Raw genomic sequence first — 16,532 nt, 5'->3', positions numbered from 1 at the left:
TGGATGGGCGATCTCGCCAGGATCTTCAAGGCGTATGACGTTCGTGGCCTGGTGCCCGACGAGTTCGACGAGCCGGTGGCCGAGGCCGTGGGGGCGGCGTTCGTCGAGGTGACCGGAGCCCGGTCGATGGTCCTCGCCCACGACATGCGCGAGTCGTCCCCGGTGCTGGCCGACGCGTTCGTCCGGGGCGCCCGTTCCCGCGGCGCCGACGTGGTGCACGCCGGGCTGGGCTCCACCGACCTGCTCTACTACGCCAGCGGCAGCCTGGGGTTGCCGGGCGTGATGTTCACGGCCAGCCACAATCCCGCGCAGTACAACGGGATGAAGATGTGCCGCGCGGGCGCGGTGCCGATCGGCGGCGACACCGGGCTCACCGAGATCCGCGACCGGGCGGCCGAGCTGGTCGGCGTCACGGCCACGCCCACCGGGTCGCTGATCGAGAAGGACCTGCTGCCGGGCTACGCCGACCACCTGCGCACGCTCGTCGACCTGTCGGGCATCAGGCGGCTCAAGGTCGTGGTCGACGCCGGCAACGGCATGGGCGGCCACACCGTCCCCGAGGTCCTCGCCGGGCTGCCGATCGACCTCACCCCGCTCTACTTCGAGCTCGACGGCTCCTTCCCCAACCACGACGCCAACCCGCTGGAGGCGGCCAACCTGGTCGATCTGCAGCGGGCCGTGGTGGCGGAAGGCGCCGACATCGGCCTGGCCTTCGACGGCGACGCCGACCGGTGCTGGGTGGTCGACGAGCGCGGTGAGTCCGTCTCGCCGTCCGCGATCACGGCCCTGGTGGCGGTGCGTGAGCTGGCCAAACACCCCGGCGCGACGGTCATCCACAACCTGATCACCTCGCGCGGCGTGCCGGAGATCGTCCGCGAGCACGGCGGCGACCCGGTCCGCACCCGCGTCGGCCACTCCTTCATCAAGGCCGAGATGGCCCGCACCGGGGCCGTCTTCGGCGGCGAGCACTCCGCTCATTACTACTTCCGCGACTTCTGGTTCGCCGACTCCGGCATGCTGGCCGCGCTGCACGTGCTGGCGGCGCTCGGCGAGCAGCCCGACCCGTTGTCGCGGGTGGTGTCCGCCTACTCCCGCTACCACGCCTCGGGCGAGATCAACAGCACGGTCGCCGACCAGGACGCGGCCGTGCGCCGCGTGCGCTCGGCGTTCGGCGGCCGGGGCGAGGCCGACGAGCTCGACGGGCTCACCGTGAGCGGCGACGGCTGGTGGTTCAACCTGCGCGCGTCCAACACCGAGCCGCTGCTCAGGCTCAATGCCGAAGCGGCCGACGAGACCACGATGACGGCGGTCCGGGACGAGGTCCTCGACCTGCTGAGAGAGGTTCAACAGTGAAGATCGACGACTGGCTGCTGGAGATCCTGGCGTGCCCGGCGTGCAAGGCGCCGCTCCGCGCCGAAGGCGAGGCCGAGGAGCTGGCCTGCACCGGCTGCGGCCTGGTCTATCCCGTCCGTGACGACATCCCCGTCCTGCTCGTCGACGAGGCCAGGAAGCCGTGACCTGGGAGCCCGAGCGGCTCGACGACACGCATCACCTCACCGAGGGCGACCCCGGCGGCATGCTCCGCGCGGTCGCCGACTCCGCCGCCCAGGTCCGCACCGGCTATCGGTGCGCGGTCGAGTCCGGCGTCGACCGCCTCTCCGCGAACGTGCGGCCGAGAGCGGTCGTGGTCGCGGGCATGGGGGGCTCCGCCCTCGCGGGCGACATCCTGGCCGCGGTGTGCGGGCCCGGCGCTCCGATCCCCGTGGTCACGGTGCGCTCCTACCAGCTCCCCGGCTGGGTGGGCGCGACCGACCTGGTGATCGCCGTCTCCTGGTCCGGAGAGACCGGAGAGACGCTCGCCATGGCGGCCGAGGCGGTGCGGCGCGGCTGCACACTCCTCGCGGTCGGGCCCGCGGGGTCCGCCCTGGAGGCGGTGGCGGTCCAGTCGTCCTCGCTCCACGTGGCGATCCCCACCGGCCGCCGGCCCAGGGCCGACCTGTGGCTCGTGACGACCCCGCTGGTGGTGGCCGCCGCCTCGCTGAGGCTGGTGCGGGCCGAGCCGACGGTCTACGAGCGGGTGGCCAGGACGCTCGAAGACATCGCGCACCGCTGCCGGCCATCCAGCGACTCGTTCATCAACCCCGGCAAGGCGCTGGCGATGGACCTGGCCGAATCCGTGCCGATGATCTGGGGCTCGTCCCCGCTGGCCACCGCGGCGGCCACCCGTTTCGCCCACCGGCTCAACGAGAACGCCAAATATCCCGCGATGGCCGGCGAGCTGCCCGAGGCAGGCCACAACCAGGTGGCGGTGCTCGACGGGCCGCTGGCCGAGCGCGACATCTTCGCCGACACCTCCTCACGGACGCTCCGGCTGGTGCTGCTGCGCGACATGGAGGAGCACCCCCGGGTGACCAGCACGAGGGAGGCGGTCCTACGGGTCGCGCAGGATCGCGACGTGCGGGTCACCGAGCTGGCGTCCGACGGCGACCACCCGCTGGAGCGGCTGGCCTCGCTGATCGGGCTGACGGATTTCGCCAGCACCTATCTCGCGCTGGGTTACGGCGTCGACCCGACCCCGGTGCGGCCGATCACGGAGTTGAGGGCTCGGATTTCCCACTAGGATCCATCCGTCCAGGACTTTGTGATCGTATGACTGGAGACGACCGGTGAGTGCGAGCGGCGGAACCAAAGCAATCATCGCGGCTCTGGCCGCGAACATGTCCATCGCGGTCGCGAAGTTCGTGGCGGCGGCCTTCACCGGGTCGTCGTCGATGCTGGCCGAGGGCATCCACTCCGTCGCCGACTCGGGCAACCAGGCGTTGCTGCTGCTGGGCGGCAAGCGGGCCAAGCGGGCCAGCACCCGCGAGCACCCGTTCGGCTACGGGCGCGAGCGCTACTTCTACGCGTTCGTGGTGGCCGTGGTGCTGTTCGCGATCGGCGCGCTGTTCTCGCTGTACGAGGGCTATCACAAGCTGACCCACGCCGAGCCGCTCACCTCGCCCGGCTGGGCGTTCGGCGTGCTGATCTTCGCGATCATCGCCGAGATCTTCTCGTTCCGCACGGCCATCATCGAGGCCAACGCGGTCCGCGGCGACCAGGGGTGGATGGCGTTCATCCGCCGGTCCAAGGCGCCCGAGCTGCCCGTCATCCTGCTGGAGGACCTCGGCGCGCTGCTCGGCCTGATCTTCGCGCTGTTCGGCGTGACGATGGCCGTGGTGACGGGCAACCCGGTCTGGGACGCCGTCGGCACCCTCATGATCGGCGCCCTGCTCGCCGTCATCTCGGTGATCCTGGCCGTGGAGACCAAGTCGCTGCTGCTCGGCGAGAGCGCCGCCCCCGAGATGGAGGGCCGCATCCGCGCCGCGCTCGAAGCCTCCTCGCAGGTCGACCGCGTCATCCACATGAAGACGCTGCACATCGGCCCGGAGGAGCTGCTGGTGGCCGCCAAGATCGCGGTGACGCGGTCCGACACCGCGCCGGAGATCGCCCAGGGCATCGACGAGGCCGAGCGGCGCATCCGCGAGGCGGTGCCGATCGCCCGCGTCATCTACCTGGAGCCCGACCTCGACCGTGAGGTGTCGCCCACGGTCTGACCGGTCACTCGTGGCCGGTGACGCACGACCTGCCCGAGTCGGTCTGGTCGAACAGGCACCGGCCGTCTCTGGCCAGCGTCACGACCTTCTTGACGGTGGCGAACTGCTTGAGCGTCGCCTCGATCGTACGCAGCGCCCGGGCGTCGGAGCCGACTCCCGAGCCCCAGACCGTGCGGCAGAAGCGGAGCGTGGCGGTGCCCTTGCGGATCTTCAGCGTGAAGTCGGCGCCGCAGTCGGAGCGGCCGCGGAGCTTGCCGGTCAGCTCGGAGTGCAGGCCGCGGCGCCGCTCGGCGGCGGTGGGGCCCTTGATGAGCTGTTCGACGGCGAACCTGGCGACGCCGGCGTGCGGGGAGGTCCTGGTGACCGGCACGACCTTGCCGGGCACCCCGTGCCCCTTGGAGAAGTAGACCTGGACGTCGGCGGCGGTCTGCGCGGGGGTGAGGGCCAGCACGGTGGCCAGCAGCAGCTCTTTCATGCCCTGTTCGACGTATCGCCGGCACCCGGGGTTCGCAGCAGGCGCAGCGCCTTCTCCTTCTCGAAGTCCAGCGCCCTGCGCGGCACCTGGATGCGGCCGATGCGCACGCCCAGCTCGCGCACGCTCGCGGCGACGGCCGGCTCGCTGAGCGCGCGCAGCGCGAACGCCAGCTCGGCCGGTGAGACGTCGAACCGCTTCTCCAGCTCCACCGCGTGGGCGACGGCGGCGAGCTCCTCAGGGCCGAAACGCCGGTGCGCGCCACGACCCCGCACCGGTGGCAGCAGCCCGAGAGCTTCCCGGTAGCGGAGCATCCTGGGAGACATGCCGAGCCGCTTGGCCGCTTCCGTGATTCGCATTCTTACATTCTTACGTCAACTTCCGGGGTCTCGGGGTGCGACCTTGCCGGACTGCCGCCTAGACTCGTCCGCGACCACACGATGACGCGAGGGGTAACGCAGATGGACTTCAAGGTCGCCGACCTTTCACTGGCCGAGTTCGGCCGCAAGGAGATCCGGCTCGCCGAGCACGAGATGCCCGGCCTCATGGCGATCCGCCGTGAATACGCGGCCTCCCAGCCCCTCCGCGGCGCGAAGATCATGGGCTCCCTGCACATGACCATCCAGACCGCCGTCCTCATCGAGACGCTGGTCGCGCTCGGCGCCGAGGTGCGCTGGGTGAGCTGCAACATCTTCTCCACCCAGGACCACGCCGCCGCCGCGGTCGTCGTCGGCCCCGACGGCACCGCCGACGACCCCAAGGGCGTGCCCGTGTTCGCCTGGAAGGGCGAGACGCTCGAGGAATACTGGTGGTGCACCGAGCAGGCGCTCACCTGGCCCGGCGCCGACGGCCCCAACATGATCCTCGACGACGGCGGCGACGCCACGCTCCTGGTCCACAAGGGCGCCGAGTACGAGAAGGCCGGTTTCGTGCCGGACGCCACCGACGCGGACCCCGAGGAGTGGCACGTCATCATCGGCCTCCTCAAGCGCACCGTCACCGACGAGAAGCGCTGGACCCGGATCGCCGAGGGCATCAAGGGCGTCACCGAGGAGACCACCACCGGCGTGCACCGTCTCTACGAGATGCACAAGAACGGCCAGCTGCTGTTCCCGGCGATCAACGTCAACGACTCGGTCACCAAGTCCAAGTTCGACAACAAGTACGGCTGCCGCCACTCCGTCATCGACGGCCTCAACCGCGCCACCGACGTGCTCATCGGCGGCAAGGTGGCCGTGGTGTGCGGCTACGGCGACGTCGGCAAGGGCTGCGCCGACGCGCTGCGCGGCCAGGGCGCCCGGGTCATCGTCACCGAGATCGACCCGATCTGCGCGCTCCAGGCGGCCATGGACGGCTTCCAGGTCACCACGCTGGACGACGTCGTCGGCATCGCCGACATCTTCGTCACCACCACCGGCAACTTCAACATCATCACCGCCGACCACATGGCGCGGATGAAGCACCAGGCGATCGTGTCCAACATCGGCCACTTCGACAACGAGATCGACATGGCCGGCCTGGCCAAGACCCCCGGCATCGAGCGGCGCAACATCAAGCCGCAGGTCGACGAGTGGGTGTTCGCCGACGGTCACTCCATCCTCGTGCTCGCCGAGGGCCGGCTGATGAACCTCGGCTGCGCCACCGGCCACCCGTCGTTCGTCATGTCCAACTCGTTCACCAACCAGGTGATCGCGCAGATCGAGCTGTTCACCAAGACGGAGGACTACCCGATCGACGTCTACGTGCTGCCCAAGCACCTCGACGAGAAGGTCGCCAGGCTGCACCTCGACGCCCTCGGCGTCAAGCTCACCCAGCTGACCAAGGAGCAGGCGGCCTACATCGGCGTCCACGTCGAGGGCCCGTACAAGCCCGACCACTACCGCTACTGATCTCCGGCGTGTTCGATGCTCCGGAGGGGCGGGCGCCCCTCCGGAGCCTTGGTGTCTGAAGGCTTGCATGGATCTGTGGGAGAGCGGGGAGCGGCACATCTCGTGGGCCGCCCGTTCGATGCCGGTGCTGACCGCGCTCGGGGAGCGGTTCGCCGCCGAGCGGCCGCTCGACGGGCTGCGGGTGGCCGCGTGCCTGCACGTCACGGCCGAGACCGCGGTGCTGATGGGCACGCTCAAGGCGGGCGGCGCGGAGATCGCGCTGGCCGCCTCCAACCCGCTGTCGACGCAGGACGACGTGGCGGAGGCGCTGCGCGGCTACGGCGTGGCCGTGCACGCCAGGGCGGGCGTCGACCGGGCCACCTACTACCGTCACATCCACCAGGCCCTCGACGTGCGGCCCGACCTGGTGCTCGACGACGGCTGCGACCTGGTCAACATCCTCCACACCGAGCGCACCGACCTGCTCGACGGAGTTTCGGGCGGGTGCGAGGAGACCACCACCGGCGTCATCAGGCTCCGGCAGATGGCCGCCGAGGGGGCGCTGCGCTTCCCGATGGTGGCGGTCAACGACACCCGGACCAAGCGGATGTTCGACAACCGCTACGGCACCGGCCAGTCGACGCTCGACGGCATCATGCGGGCCACCAACACCATGCTGGCCGGGAGCACGGTCGTGGTCGCCGGGTTCGGCTACTGCGGGCGCGGCGTGGCCGAGCGGGCCAAAGGGCTGGGCGCGCGGGTGATCGTGACGGAGATCGACGCGGTCAAGGCACTCGACGCCACCCTCCAGGGATACGAGGTGCGCCCGATGGAGCAGGCGGCCCCGGCGGGCGACGTGTTCATCACCGTCACCGGCAACCGCGACGTGATCACGGCCGCGCACGTGGCGGCCATGAAGGACGGGGCGATCCTGGCCAACGCCGGCCACTTCGACGTGGAGATCGACGTGCGGGCGCTGGACGAGCTGGCGAGCGAGGTGCACCGCGGGATCCGGCCCAACACCGACGAGTACGTCCTGCCCGACGGCCGCCGCCTGTTGCTGCTCGCCGAGGGCCGGGTGGTCAACCTTACCGCCGCCGAGGGCCATCCGGCCGCGGTGATGGACATGTCGTTCTCCGCGCAGGCGCTCGCCGTCGCCTGGCTCGCCCGCGAGCGGGCGGGGATGGCGCCCGGCGTGTACGACGTACCCCAGGAGATCGACCAGGAGGTGGCCAGGCTCAAGCTGGTGGCCGCCGGCATCGGCATCGACGTGCTCACCGGCGACCAGGAGTCCTACCTCCACTCCTGGCGCAGCGGCTCCTAGCGCTAACCGGCCGCCTGCATCTCGCGCATCCGCCGGATCTCCGAGAGCTGGGTGACGCCCACGTCGTTGGCCAGCTCCTCGATCCGCAGGTGCGAGCCGCCCTTGAGCACCTCGGTCGACATCTCGATCGCGCCCTCGTGGTGCTTGATCATCAGCTCCAGGAACAGCCGGTCGAACGCCTGGCCCGACGCCGCTTTCAGCTGCTCCATCTGCTCGGGCGTGGCCATGCCGGTCATGCCGTCGTGCGCGGCGTGGTGGTCGGGCACCCGCTGGCCCTGCTGCTGCAGCCAGGTCCGCATCCACTGGATCTCCGGGCCCTGGGAGTCCTTGATCCGCGAGGCGAGGCTCTTGAGCTTGGCCGACTCCGCCCTGTTCGGCGCCAGGATGGCCATGTCGAGCGCCTGCTGGTGATGGACGATCATGTCCTGGACGTACGCGACGTCGGCCGCGTTCGCGCTCGCCTGGGGCACGGCGGTGACCGCCTCACCCGGAGCGAGTGTCCTGGCCTCCTCGCCGGGCTTGCCGGGGGCGATGACCGGCGCCGTCGAGTCGGCGCGCGGGGCCTGAGTCTCTGAGGTGCAGCCGGAAACGGCGAATATCGTGAGGGCACCGGTGACGACGACGAGCGCAGCGCGCACTCAGCCTCCTGACGGTTTCGGTCGGAACGTCGCATTCTAAGAGGGAATGGTGATCATTAATAGAGGGCAACCTGCTCTAATGTTTGACATATTGCGTGCTGGTCGTGAGCGGAGTTGAAGGGTGAAAATTTCACCATTTATGCCCCCTTTATAGGAGGACACCTCCCGTGCCGTCCACCCGCAGGTTCCTCGTCCTCGCTGGAGCCGCCCTCACCTTGGTGATGGCCGGCCTCCCCGCGCAGGCTGCGGACATCCCGGCTCCCGGCGAGATCGTCAAGAGCCAGAACATCACGCACGTCACCAACGTGCCCAAGCCCGAGGCGCTGGCCGACATCAACACGGACATGGCCTTCCAGGGTGACTACGCCTACGTCGGCAACTACTACGGCTTCTCGATCTACGACATCAAGAACCCCAAGAAGACCAAGGTAGTCAGCTCCGTGGTCTGCCCCGGCGGCCAGATGGACATCAGCGTCTACGGTGACCTGGTGTTCGGGTCCGTCGACTCCTCCCGCAACGACGACTCCTGCAACAGCACCGGCCAGAGCGCGGCCGTGAAGGAGTCGTGGGAGGGCATCCGGATCTTCGACGTCCGCGACAAGAAGAACCCGCGGTACATCAAGTCCGTCGAGACCAACTGCGGCTCCCACACCCACACGCTCGTCCCCGACCGCCGCGGCAAGAACGTCTACCTCTACATCTCCTCGTACAGCCCGAACGCGGCCTTCCCCGACTGCCAGCCGCCGCACGACCTGATCTCCATCGTCAAGGTCCCGCTGCGGGACCCGGGCTCGGCCTCGGTCATCGCCACGCCGAACCTGTTCCCCGACGGCGGCTTCCCCGGCGTGCCCGGCTCGTACCCCAACGGCAAGTCGGCCACCACCGGCTGCCACGACATCACCGCCTACCCGGAGAAGGGCATCGCCGCCGGCGCCTGCATGGGCGAGGGCATCCTCATGGACATCCGTGACCCGGAGAACCCGAGGGTGACCGCGACCGTCCGCGACGAGACCAACTTCGCCTTCTGGCACTCCGCCACCTTCAACAACAGCGGCTCGCGGGTGATCTTCACCGACGAACTCGGCGGCGGCACCAGGGCGACCTGCAACGCGGCCATCGGGCCGGACCGCGGCGCCAACGCGTACTACGACATCGGCGCCGACGGCCAGATGACCTTCCGCGGCTACTTCAAGATCCCGCGGCACCAGGACGACACCGAGAACTGCGTGGCGCACAACGGCTCGCTGATCCCGGTCAAGGGCAAGGACATCATGGTCCAGGCCTGGTACCAGGGCGGCATCTCGGTCGTCGACTTCACCGACCCGGCCAACGCCCAGGAGATCGCCTTCTTCGAGCGCGGGCCCGACGCGCCCAACCCGCTCAGCGGCGGCCACTGGTCGGCCTACTACTACAACGGCTACATCTACGGCTCGGACTTCAACCTGGGACTCGACGTCCTCAAGATCAACGACCCGCGGACCAACAAGGCCAACGGCGTGAAGTTCGACATCCTCAACGCCCAGACCCAGCAGTCCTACAAGGACCACGGGCACCACTGATCGTCCGTCGGCGGCGGGACCTCACCGGGGCCCCGCCGCCTTCGGCATGAGGAAGACACGAGACCAAGGAGGCTCTCTGCATGTCCCGTATGTTCCGAACGCTGCTCGCGGCAGGCGCAGCCGTCGCCCTGAGCCTTACGGCGTTACCCGCCACCGCGGGTGACATCCCGCCCGCGGACACGATCGTCCACAGCCCGAACGTGAGCCACGTGCTCAACATCCCCAAGCCGGCGCCGCTCGCCGGCACCATCAACACCGACATCGCCTTCCAGGGCGACTACGCCTACGTCGGCAACTACGGCGGATTCTCGATCTACGACATCAAGAACCCGAAGCGGGCCAAGGTCGTCAGCTCGGTCGTCTGCCCCGGCGCCCAGATGGACCTCAGCGTCTACGGCGACCTGCTGTTCGCCGCCGTCGACAGCTCCCGCAGCGACGACTCGTGCAGCAGCACCGGGCAGAGCGCCGCGATCAAGGAGTCGTGGGAGGGCGTCCGGATCTTCGACATCCGCGACAAGCGCAACCCCCGCTACATCAAGTCGGTCGAGACCGACTGCGGCTCCCACACCCTGACCCTGGTGCCCGGTAAGGGCCGGGACCGGAACAAGAACGTCTACGTCTACGTCTCGTCGTACCTGCCGGCGGCCAACCTGCCCGACTGCCAGCCTCCGCACGACAAGATCTCCATCATCAAGGTGCCGCTGCGCAACCCGACGCAGGCGCACGTGGCCGCCACGCCGGTCGTCTTCCCCGACGGCGGCAACGAGACCCAGCCGGGGCTGCTCGTGCCCACCACCGGCTGCCACGACATCACCGTCTACGCGGAGAAGGACATCGCGGCCGGCGCCTGCATGGGTGACGGCGTGCTGTTCGACATCCGCGACCGGCTCAACCCGCAGGTGACCGCCAGGACCACGGACGAGAACTTCGCCTTCTGGCACTCGGCGACCTTCACCAACGACGCCAGGACGGTGCTGTTCACCGACGAGCTCGGCGGCGGCGGCGCGGCCACCTGCAACGAGACCGTCGGGCCGAACCGCGGCGCGGACGCCATCTACCGCATCCACCGCGGCGAGCTGGTCTTCCAGGGCTACTTCAAGATCCCGCGGCACCAGGCCGACACCGAGAACTGCGTGGCGCACAACGGCTCGCTGATCCCGGTCAAGGGCAAGAACATCATGGTCCAGGCCTGGTACATGGGCGGCGTCTCGTTCATCGACTTCACCGACCCGGCCAACCCGCGCGAGTTCGGCTACTTCGAGCGCGGGCCGAAGGCCGACGGCAGCGGCGGCGGTGTCTGGTCGGCGTACTACTACAACGGGTACGTGTACGCGGCCGACTTCGACAACGGCCTCGACGTGCTGAAGATCGACGACCCGCTGGTCAAGGGGGCGTCGCACGTCCGCAGCGACATCCTCAACGTCCAGACCCAGGAGTCCTACCCCGGTGGAGGCCCGGGCCGCCACTAGGCCACGACCCGACCATCAGCGCCGGTCCCGGCTCCCCGGGGCCGGCGCCCCTCACTGCGGCGGCGCGAACCCGCCGGTCCCCTCCGAAGCGGGCGGCGCCGGCGGTCCGTACGGATTCGGCCCGCCCTGAGGACCGGCGGCGGGCCCGTACGAGGTCGGCTGGGCGGGAGGAGGGCCGTACGGGCCGGTCTGCGGCGCGTACGGGAGAGGCGCGGCCTGGCGCATCAGGCGGGCCTGCTCGCGGCGGCGGCGCTCGGCGAGCACGGCGCTGAGGTAGGCGTGCGGCGGCACCCCCGGCGGCGCGGCCGGGGACACGAACGACGCCATCTGCGTGGCGATCCGCACCCCCATCTCGTACTGGATCCGCGGCGACAGGTCGTGCCAGCGCAGGATGTAGTGACGGGCGGCCGTCGCCACCTCGTCCGGCACCTGTGACAGCTCCAGGGACGCCGCCCAGGACACCAACTGCGGCGGCATCACGATGGCGTCGGAGTTGTCGCGCGGCCCCCGCTCCGAGATCACCATCGTCCCGGCGAACAGGTCGCCCAGCCGCTTGCCCTTCTGCGAGACGAGCGAGGAGATCAGCGCCGGCGCCCCGAAGAAGGCCCAGAACTCCACGAGCCCGGCGAGCCCGCGGAACAGCGCCTGCCGGAACCGCTCGGGGCTGCCGTCGTCGCTCACCACCCGCAGCCCGAGCGCCAGTTTGCCGAGGCTGCGCCCGCGCGTGGCCGTCTCGAAGATCACCGGATAGCCGACCATGACCAGGAACAGGAACAGGGTCACCACGGCCGCGAACATCGCCGGATCGGTGAACGCCGCGAGGTACGGCAGCGTGCTCAGCCCTCCGATCAGGAGCAGGATCTGGATGGCGTAGTCGATGAAGAAGGCCAGGGCGCGCGAGGGGAACTGCGCTACCCGTACCTCCAGGACGACGGCGTCACCGGTCACAACCTCTGACATATGTGGAGCCTAACGGCAATGACCGCCCGCGTGAGCGGCCAGAATGGTCACGTGGACATCGACGCGTTCGTCTCGGCCCACCGCCCGACATGGGATCGGCTGGAGCACCTGGTCAAGCACCGCTCCTCCCTGACAGGGGCCGAGGTGGACGAGCTCGTCGACCTCTACCAGCGGGTGTCGACCCACCTGTCGATCGTCCGCTCCTCCTCGTCGGACGCGATGCTGGCCGGCCGGCTGTCGGCGCTGGTCGCCCGCACCCGCTCGGCCGTCACCGGCTCCCGCAACCCGGCCTGGCGGGAGGTCGTCCGCTTCTTCACGGTCTCTTTCCCGGTGGTGGCCTACCGGACGCGCTGGTGGTGGCTCGCCACGTCGCTGGCGTTCGTGGCGGTGGCCTGGGCGCTCGGCGCGTGGGTGGCCGGCGACCCGAGGGTGCAGGCCTCGATCGCCACCGAGGAGGCGATCACCCAGCTGGTCGAGCACGACTTCGCAGACTACTACTCGGAGAACCCCGCAGCGTCCTTCGCCAACCGCGTGTGGATCAACAACGCGCTGGTGTCGCTCCAGGTCATCGCCTACGCCGTCCTCCTGGGCCTGCCGATTCCCTACGTGCTCTGGCAGAACGCCGCCAACGTCGGCATCTCGGGCGGCCTCATGGCCTCCAGGGACAAGCTCGACATCTTCTTCGGCCTCATCACGCCGCACGGCCTGCTGGAGCTCACGGCCGTGTTCCTCGCCGCCGCCGTCGGCATGCGGCTCGGCTGGACCGTCATCGCGCCAGGCCCGCGCAGACGCGTCGAGGTGCTGGCCGAGCACGGCAGAGCGGTGATGGCGGTCGCGCTCGGGCTGGTCGTGGTGCTGTTCGTGTCGGGCCTGATCGAGGCGTTCGTGACGCCGTCCGGGCTCCCCACCGCCGCCCGCGTCGGCATCGGGGTGCTCGCCGAGGTGGTCTTCCTCGGGTACGTGATCGCGTTCGGACGCCGCGCGGCCCGCGACGACCAGACCGGTGACCTGGAGGACGCCCCCGACGTGGCCCCGAGCGGCTAGAGCCGGCCCGCGGCCTTCAGCGCCAGGTAGTGGTCGGCCAGCGCGGGCGCGATGTCGTCGGGCGGCGCGTCGACCACCTCGACGCCGTGGCGGCGCAGCCTGGCCGTGATCCGCCGGCGTTCCAGCCGGGCGTGCTCGGCCGCCGCCGCGTCGTACACCTCCTCGGCCGTGCCCCGTCCGGCGGCCATCGCCGCCACCCGGGGATCCGACACGCCCGCCACCAGCACCAGGTGGCGCGAGGAGAGCTGGGGCAGCACGGGCATCAGACCCTCGTCCATCGCGGCCCCGTTCAGGTCGGTGAGAAGCACCACCAGGCAGCGGCGCTTGGCCCGGGACAGGATCGCGGCCACCATGCCCTGCGCGTCGGCCTCGACCAGCTCGGCCTCGATCGGCGCCATCACGTTGACCAGCGATGACAGCAGCTCGGTGCGGGAGGCGCCGCTCAGCCAGGCGCGCACCGACCGGTCGTAGGCCAGGAAGTCCACCCGGTCGCCGGCCCTGGCGGCGAGCGCGGCCAGCAGCAGGGCCGCGTCCATCGACCAGTCCAGCCGCGGCCACCCGGGCTCGGGACGCGGCGCGGGCCGCACCAGCAGCCCGCCCTGGCCGTCCGCGACCGCCCCGGCCAGCGGGATCGGCGCCGCGCCCACCCGGCCCGCCGAGGTGCGGCCGGTGTCGAGCACGATCAGCACCCGCCGGTCGCGCTCCGGCCGCCAGGTGCGCACGACCACGTCGTGCCGCCGCGCGGTGGCCCGCCAGTCGATCGAGCGCACGTCGTCGCCGATCACGTACTCGCGCAGCGAGTCGAACTCGGTGCCCTGACCGCGCACCAGCGCCGGATGCTGACCTTCCAGCTCGCGCAGCCTGGCCAGCCTGGACGGCAGGTGCTTGCGCGACAGGAACGGCGGCAGCACCCGCACCGACCAGGGGGAGTGGTGGTTGCCCTGCCGGGCGGCCAGCCCCAGCGGCCCGCGCGAGCGCACGGTCACCGCCACGGACTCGCGGTCGCCGCGTCTGGTCGGGGTGAGCGTCACGACCAGCTTGCGGCGCTCGCCGGCCGGCACGTCCAGCGCCAGCTCGCGCGGCGCCGCCCCGGCGGACGGCGGCCACGCGTCGCGCAGCACCCCGCGCACCCGCCTGCTCCCCGGGTTCTCGACCGTCAGCTCCACCGTCGCCCGCTGCCCGAGCCGCACCAGCCGCTCGCCCGACCGGTGGAAGCGCAGCGGCCGCACCGCGCCCGCGAACACCAGGTCCACGAGGATCCCGGCGGCCAGCAGCAGGCACACCCCGGCCAGCGCGGGGCCGGGCTGCGGGGCGAACAGCACCACCACGATCCCGAGCGCCGCGACCAGCCCGGCGCGTCCCGTCAGTGTCATCGGCGGGCCATCAGCGCGGGACCGGGACCGAGGCGAGGATGCCGTCGAGCAGGCCGTCGGCGGTCGCGCCCTCCAGCTCCGCCTCCGGCCGCAGCTGCACCCGGTGCCGGAGCGCGGGCCTGGCCAGCGCCTTGACGTCATCCGGAGTCACGTACGCGCGGCCCGACAGCCACGCCCACGCCCGTGAGGCAGCCAGCAGCGCGGTCGCCCCGCGCGGCGAGACGCCGAGCTGCAGCGACGGCGAGTTCCTGGTGGCGCGGGCGACGTCCACGATGTAGCCGAGCACCTCGGGGGCGACGTGCACCTGCGCCGCCGCCTGGCGGCCCGCCTCCAGGTCGGCGGCCGTCGCCACCGGCTTGATCTCCGACAGGTCGCGCGGGTCGAAGCCGAGCGCGTGCCGCTCCAGCACCGCGATCTCCTGGTCACGCGGCGGCAGCGGCACCGTCAGCTTCACCATGAACCGGTCCAGCTGGGCCTCGGGGAGCTGGTAGGTGCCCTCGTACTCGACGGGGTTCTGCGTCGCGCACACCACGAACGGGTCGGGCAGCGGGCGGGCCGCGCCCTCCACGCTCACCTGCCGCTCCTCCATCGCCTCCAGCAGCGCCGCCTGGGTCTTCGGCGGGGTGCGGTTGATCTCGTCGGCGAGCAGCAGGTTCGTGAACACCGGGCCCTCGCGGAACTCGAACTCCGCCGTCTTCGCGTCGTAGATGAGCGAGCCGGTCACGTCGCCCGGCATCAGGTCGGGGGTGAACTGCACCCGCTTGAAATCCAGCGACAGTGCCGCGGCGAGGGTGCGGACCATCAGCGTCTTGGCCACGCCCGGCACGCCCTCCAGCAGCACGTGTCCCCGGCACAGCAGGGCGATGACCAGCCCGGTCACCACCGCGTCCTGCCCGACCACGGCCTTGGACACCTCGGCCCGGAGCGCGCTCAGCGCCTCCCTGGCCGCGTCCGCGGGGGCCGCCGTCCGGGCGAAATGCTCAGAGCTCACTGACCTTCCTTTCGATGTGGTCCACGTATCCGGCCAGGGCGACCAGCTCGTCGTCCGTCTCCGGCGAAGGCCCGTACAGCGCGGCGCCGACCCGCTGCGCGTCCTCACCCGTCCGTACGGCGATCGCCGCCACCACTTCCCGGCTGTCCGCGCCCTGGCCCAGCCCGAGCCGGGGCGTCAGCCGGTCGATCGCGCCCGCCCGCAGCGCGTCGGCGGCCCTGGCCCTGGCCTTCCTGGCGCGGTAGAGCCTGCCGCGGCCCTCCACCGTCTCGGCGGCCCGCACCACCACCGGCAGCCGCTCCACCACGACGGGGCCGAGCCGCCTGCCCCGCCAGAACGCCACCAGCGCCACCGCCACGCACGCCATCACCAGCGACCAGCCGACGCCGGCGGGCATGAGGTCGTACATGGACCGGCCCTCGGTGCCCGCCAGGTCGCCGGCGGGCGGGGTGTCAGGGGACACCAGCCAGGTCACGGGCTTGCCGGTGTCGAGCAGGTTGAGCGCCAGCGCGGCGTTGCCGTCCTCGGCCAGGCGCAGGTTCGTCATGAACGAGGCGCTGCCGACGACCGTGGTCGTGCCGGACCCGTTCGGGAAGCTGACGAGCGTCGAGCCCTCATGCGACGGATAGCACCCCGTGCCGCCGGCGGGGACCTCGAACGCGACCCCGCCGATGTAGGCGCTCCCCGCGGCGGTCGCGGCGGGCAGCGCGCACTCGGGGTCGCGCGAGCGCTCCCGCACCGCCTCCGGCACCGGGTCGACGTTCGGGGCGAGCGTCGGCAGGTCGTAGAAGCCCACGATCAGCCGGTCGCCGGGGAGCGAGGCCAGGGCGGACGTGTCCACGTACGTCGTGTCGCCGGCGAACAGCAGTCTGTCGCCGCCCAGGGCCCTGGCCGCTTCCGCCGAGTCCACCCGGTCCACCGTGACGCCTCTGGCCCGCAGCAGCTCGGCCAGCGCCTTGGAGCCCTGCAGCGAGGTGTCGTCCGGATCGAGGAAACGCTGGGCGCCCCGGTCGGGGCCGAGCAGCACCACGGCCGTGGCGACCGCCACGACGATCAGGCCGAGCAGCGCGATCAGCCGGCCGCCCCGCCACACGGACCGCACGGTCGGCGACGTCGGCACCGACCCGCCCCCGGCCGCCGGCGCCAGCCCGCCCGACGCCGGAACGCTCTCCTCCGGCCTCACCCGCACGCCTTCACCGGCCATCAGAACCTCCGAACCGCACCCCACCCGGCCTCCCGGC

General features: G+C 71.1%; 16 protein-coding genes. 9 read left to right on the top strand and 7 right to left on the bottom strand.

Annotation, left to right across the window (positions count from 1 at the left end; genetic code table 11):
* The first annotated feature begins 3 nt into the window (after positions 1–3).
* Genes ACZ6YG_RS36630 through ACZ6YG_RS36615 form a run of 4 tightly spaced genes read left to right on the top strand, consistent with a single transcriptional unit; the run spans position 4 to position 3,593 of the window.
* Positions 4–1,353, top strand: a complete 1,350-nt coding sequence (locus tag ACZ6YG_RS36630) for a phosphomannomutase/phosphoglucomutase (RefSeq protein WP_148034238.1) — start codon at positions 4–6, stop codon at positions 1,351–1,353.
* A complete protein-coding gene (locus ACZ6YG_RS36625; protein ID WP_219543568.1) occupies positions 1,350–1,517 on the top strand; it encodes a Trm112 family protein in 168 nt (55 codons plus the stop codon). The genes ACZ6YG_RS36630 and ACZ6YG_RS36625 overlap by 4 nt, the downstream gene beginning before the upstream one ends.
* Entirely contained in the window at positions 1,514–2,620 is a 1,107-nt protein-coding gene (locus ACZ6YG_RS36620) for an SIS domain-containing protein (protein WP_364225701.1), read from the top strand. Before ACZ6YG_RS36625 ends, ACZ6YG_RS36620 begins: the two co-directional genes overlap by 4 nt.
* A 46-nt stretch (positions 2,621–2,666) precedes the next feature.
* Positions 2,667–3,593, top strand: a complete 927-nt coding sequence (locus ACZ6YG_RS36615; protein ID WP_271276688.1) for a cation diffusion facilitator family transporter — start codon at positions 2,667–2,669, stop codon at positions 3,591–3,593.
* 4 nt (positions 3,594–3,597) lie between these two features.
* Here ACZ6YG_RS36615 and ACZ6YG_RS36610 read toward each other — a convergent pair whose 3' ends face one another.
* Both ACZ6YG_RS36610 and ACZ6YG_RS36605 read right to left on the bottom strand, forming a co-directional pair.
* Positions 3,598–4,068, bottom strand: a complete 471-nt coding sequence (locus ACZ6YG_RS36610; RefSeq protein ID WP_466020507.1) for a GerMN domain-containing protein — start codon at positions 4,066–4,068, stop codon at positions 3,598–3,600.
* Positions 4,065–4,424: a MerR family transcriptional regulator gene (locus ACZ6YG_RS36605; protein WP_271276690.1), complete on the bottom strand. Its 360-nt coding sequence runs from the start codon at positions 4,422–4,424 to the stop codon at positions 4,065–4,067. The genes ACZ6YG_RS36610 and ACZ6YG_RS36605 overlap by 4 nt, the downstream gene beginning before the upstream one ends.
* A 102-nt stretch (positions 4,425–4,526) precedes the next feature.
* On the opposite strand from ACZ6YG_RS36605, the gene ahcY reads away from it, so the two are divergent.
* Both ahcY and ACZ6YG_RS36595 read left to right on the top strand, forming a co-directional pair.
* Entirely contained in the window at positions 4,527–5,954 is a 1,428-nt protein-coding gene (gene ahcY / locus ACZ6YG_RS36600; RefSeq protein WP_364225709.1) for an adenosylhomocysteinase, read from the top strand.
* A gap of 67 nt (positions 5,955–6,021) precedes the next feature.
* The gene (locus tag ACZ6YG_RS36595; RefSeq protein WP_148034231.1) at positions 6,022–7,257 is read left to right on the top strand and encodes an adenosylhomocysteinase; all 1,236 of its coding nucleotides are present in this window, start codon (positions 6,022–6,024) and stop codon (positions 7,255–7,257) included.
* 2 nt (positions 7,258–7,259) lie between these two features.
* Here the strand turns inward: ACZ6YG_RS36595 and ACZ6YG_RS36590 are convergent, their stop codons facing one another.
* Positions 7,260–7,895 carry a DUF305 domain-containing protein gene (locus ACZ6YG_RS36590; RefSeq protein ID WP_466020506.1) on the bottom strand — a complete coding sequence of 212 codons (636 nt, stop codon included), beginning with the start codon at positions 7,893–7,895 and terminating at the stop codon, positions 7,260–7,262.
* A gap of 221 nt (positions 7,896–8,116) precedes the next feature.
* On the opposite strand from ACZ6YG_RS36590, the gene ACZ6YG_RS36585 reads away from it, so the two are divergent.
* Both ACZ6YG_RS36585 and ACZ6YG_RS36580 read left to right on the top strand, forming a co-directional pair.
* Positions 8,117–9,454 (top strand): LVIVD repeat-containing protein, encoded by a 1,338-nt coding sequence (locus ACZ6YG_RS36585; RefSeq protein ID WP_271276712.1) that lies wholly within the window; start codon positions 8,117–8,119, stop codon positions 9,452–9,454.
* An 80-nt stretch (positions 9,455–9,534) separates the two neighbouring features.
* Positions 9,535–10,923: an LVIVD repeat-containing protein gene (locus ACZ6YG_RS36580; protein WP_466020505.1), complete on the top strand. Its 1,389-nt coding sequence runs from the start codon at positions 9,535–9,537 to the stop codon at positions 10,921–10,923.
* Between the two features lie 51 nt (positions 10,924–10,974).
* On the opposite strand, the gene ACZ6YG_RS36575 is transcribed toward ACZ6YG_RS36580, so the two are convergent.
* Positions 10,975–11,883 carry an RDD family protein gene (locus ACZ6YG_RS36575; protein ID WP_466020504.1) on the bottom strand — a complete coding sequence of 303 codons (909 nt, stop codon included), beginning with the start codon at positions 11,881–11,883 and terminating at the stop codon, positions 10,975–10,977.
* Positions 11,884–11,934: 51 nt separating this feature from the next.
* Between ACZ6YG_RS36575 and ACZ6YG_RS36570 the strand changes: the two genes are divergently transcribed.
* Positions 11,935–12,927, top strand: coding sequence for a stage II sporulation protein M (locus ACZ6YG_RS36570; protein ID WP_148034926.1), 993 nt, complete (start codon positions 11,935–11,937; stop codon positions 12,925–12,927).
* Here the strand turns inward: ACZ6YG_RS36570 and ACZ6YG_RS36565 are convergent.
* Genes ACZ6YG_RS36565 through ACZ6YG_RS36555 form a run of 3 tightly spaced genes read right to left on the bottom strand, consistent with a single transcriptional unit; the run spans position 12,924 to position 16,495 of the window.
* The gene (locus ACZ6YG_RS36565; RefSeq protein WP_466020503.1) at positions 12,924–14,300 is read right to left on the bottom strand and encodes a DUF58 domain-containing protein; all 1,377 of its coding nucleotides are present in this window, start codon (positions 14,298–14,300) and stop codon (positions 12,924–12,926) included. The genes ACZ6YG_RS36570 and ACZ6YG_RS36565 overlap by 4 nt on opposite strands.
* 10 nt (positions 14,301–14,310) lie before the next feature.
* Positions 14,311–15,291: an AAA family ATPase gene (locus ACZ6YG_RS36560; RefSeq protein WP_148034225.1), complete on the bottom strand. Its 981-nt coding sequence runs from the start codon at positions 15,289–15,291 to the stop codon at positions 14,311–14,313.
* The gene (locus tag ACZ6YG_RS36555; protein WP_148034224.1) at positions 15,281–16,495 is read right to left on the bottom strand and encodes a DUF4350 domain-containing protein; all 1,215 of its coding nucleotides are present in this window, start codon (positions 16,493–16,495) and stop codon (positions 15,281–15,283) included. The genes ACZ6YG_RS36560 and ACZ6YG_RS36555 overlap by 11 nt, the downstream gene beginning before the upstream one ends.
* Positions 16,496–16,532: the final 37 nt, after the last annotated feature.

The organism is Nonomuraea sp. NPDC054003 (assembly GCF_055585125.1).
This window is presented reverse-complemented; position numbering and strand designations above follow the sequence as displayed.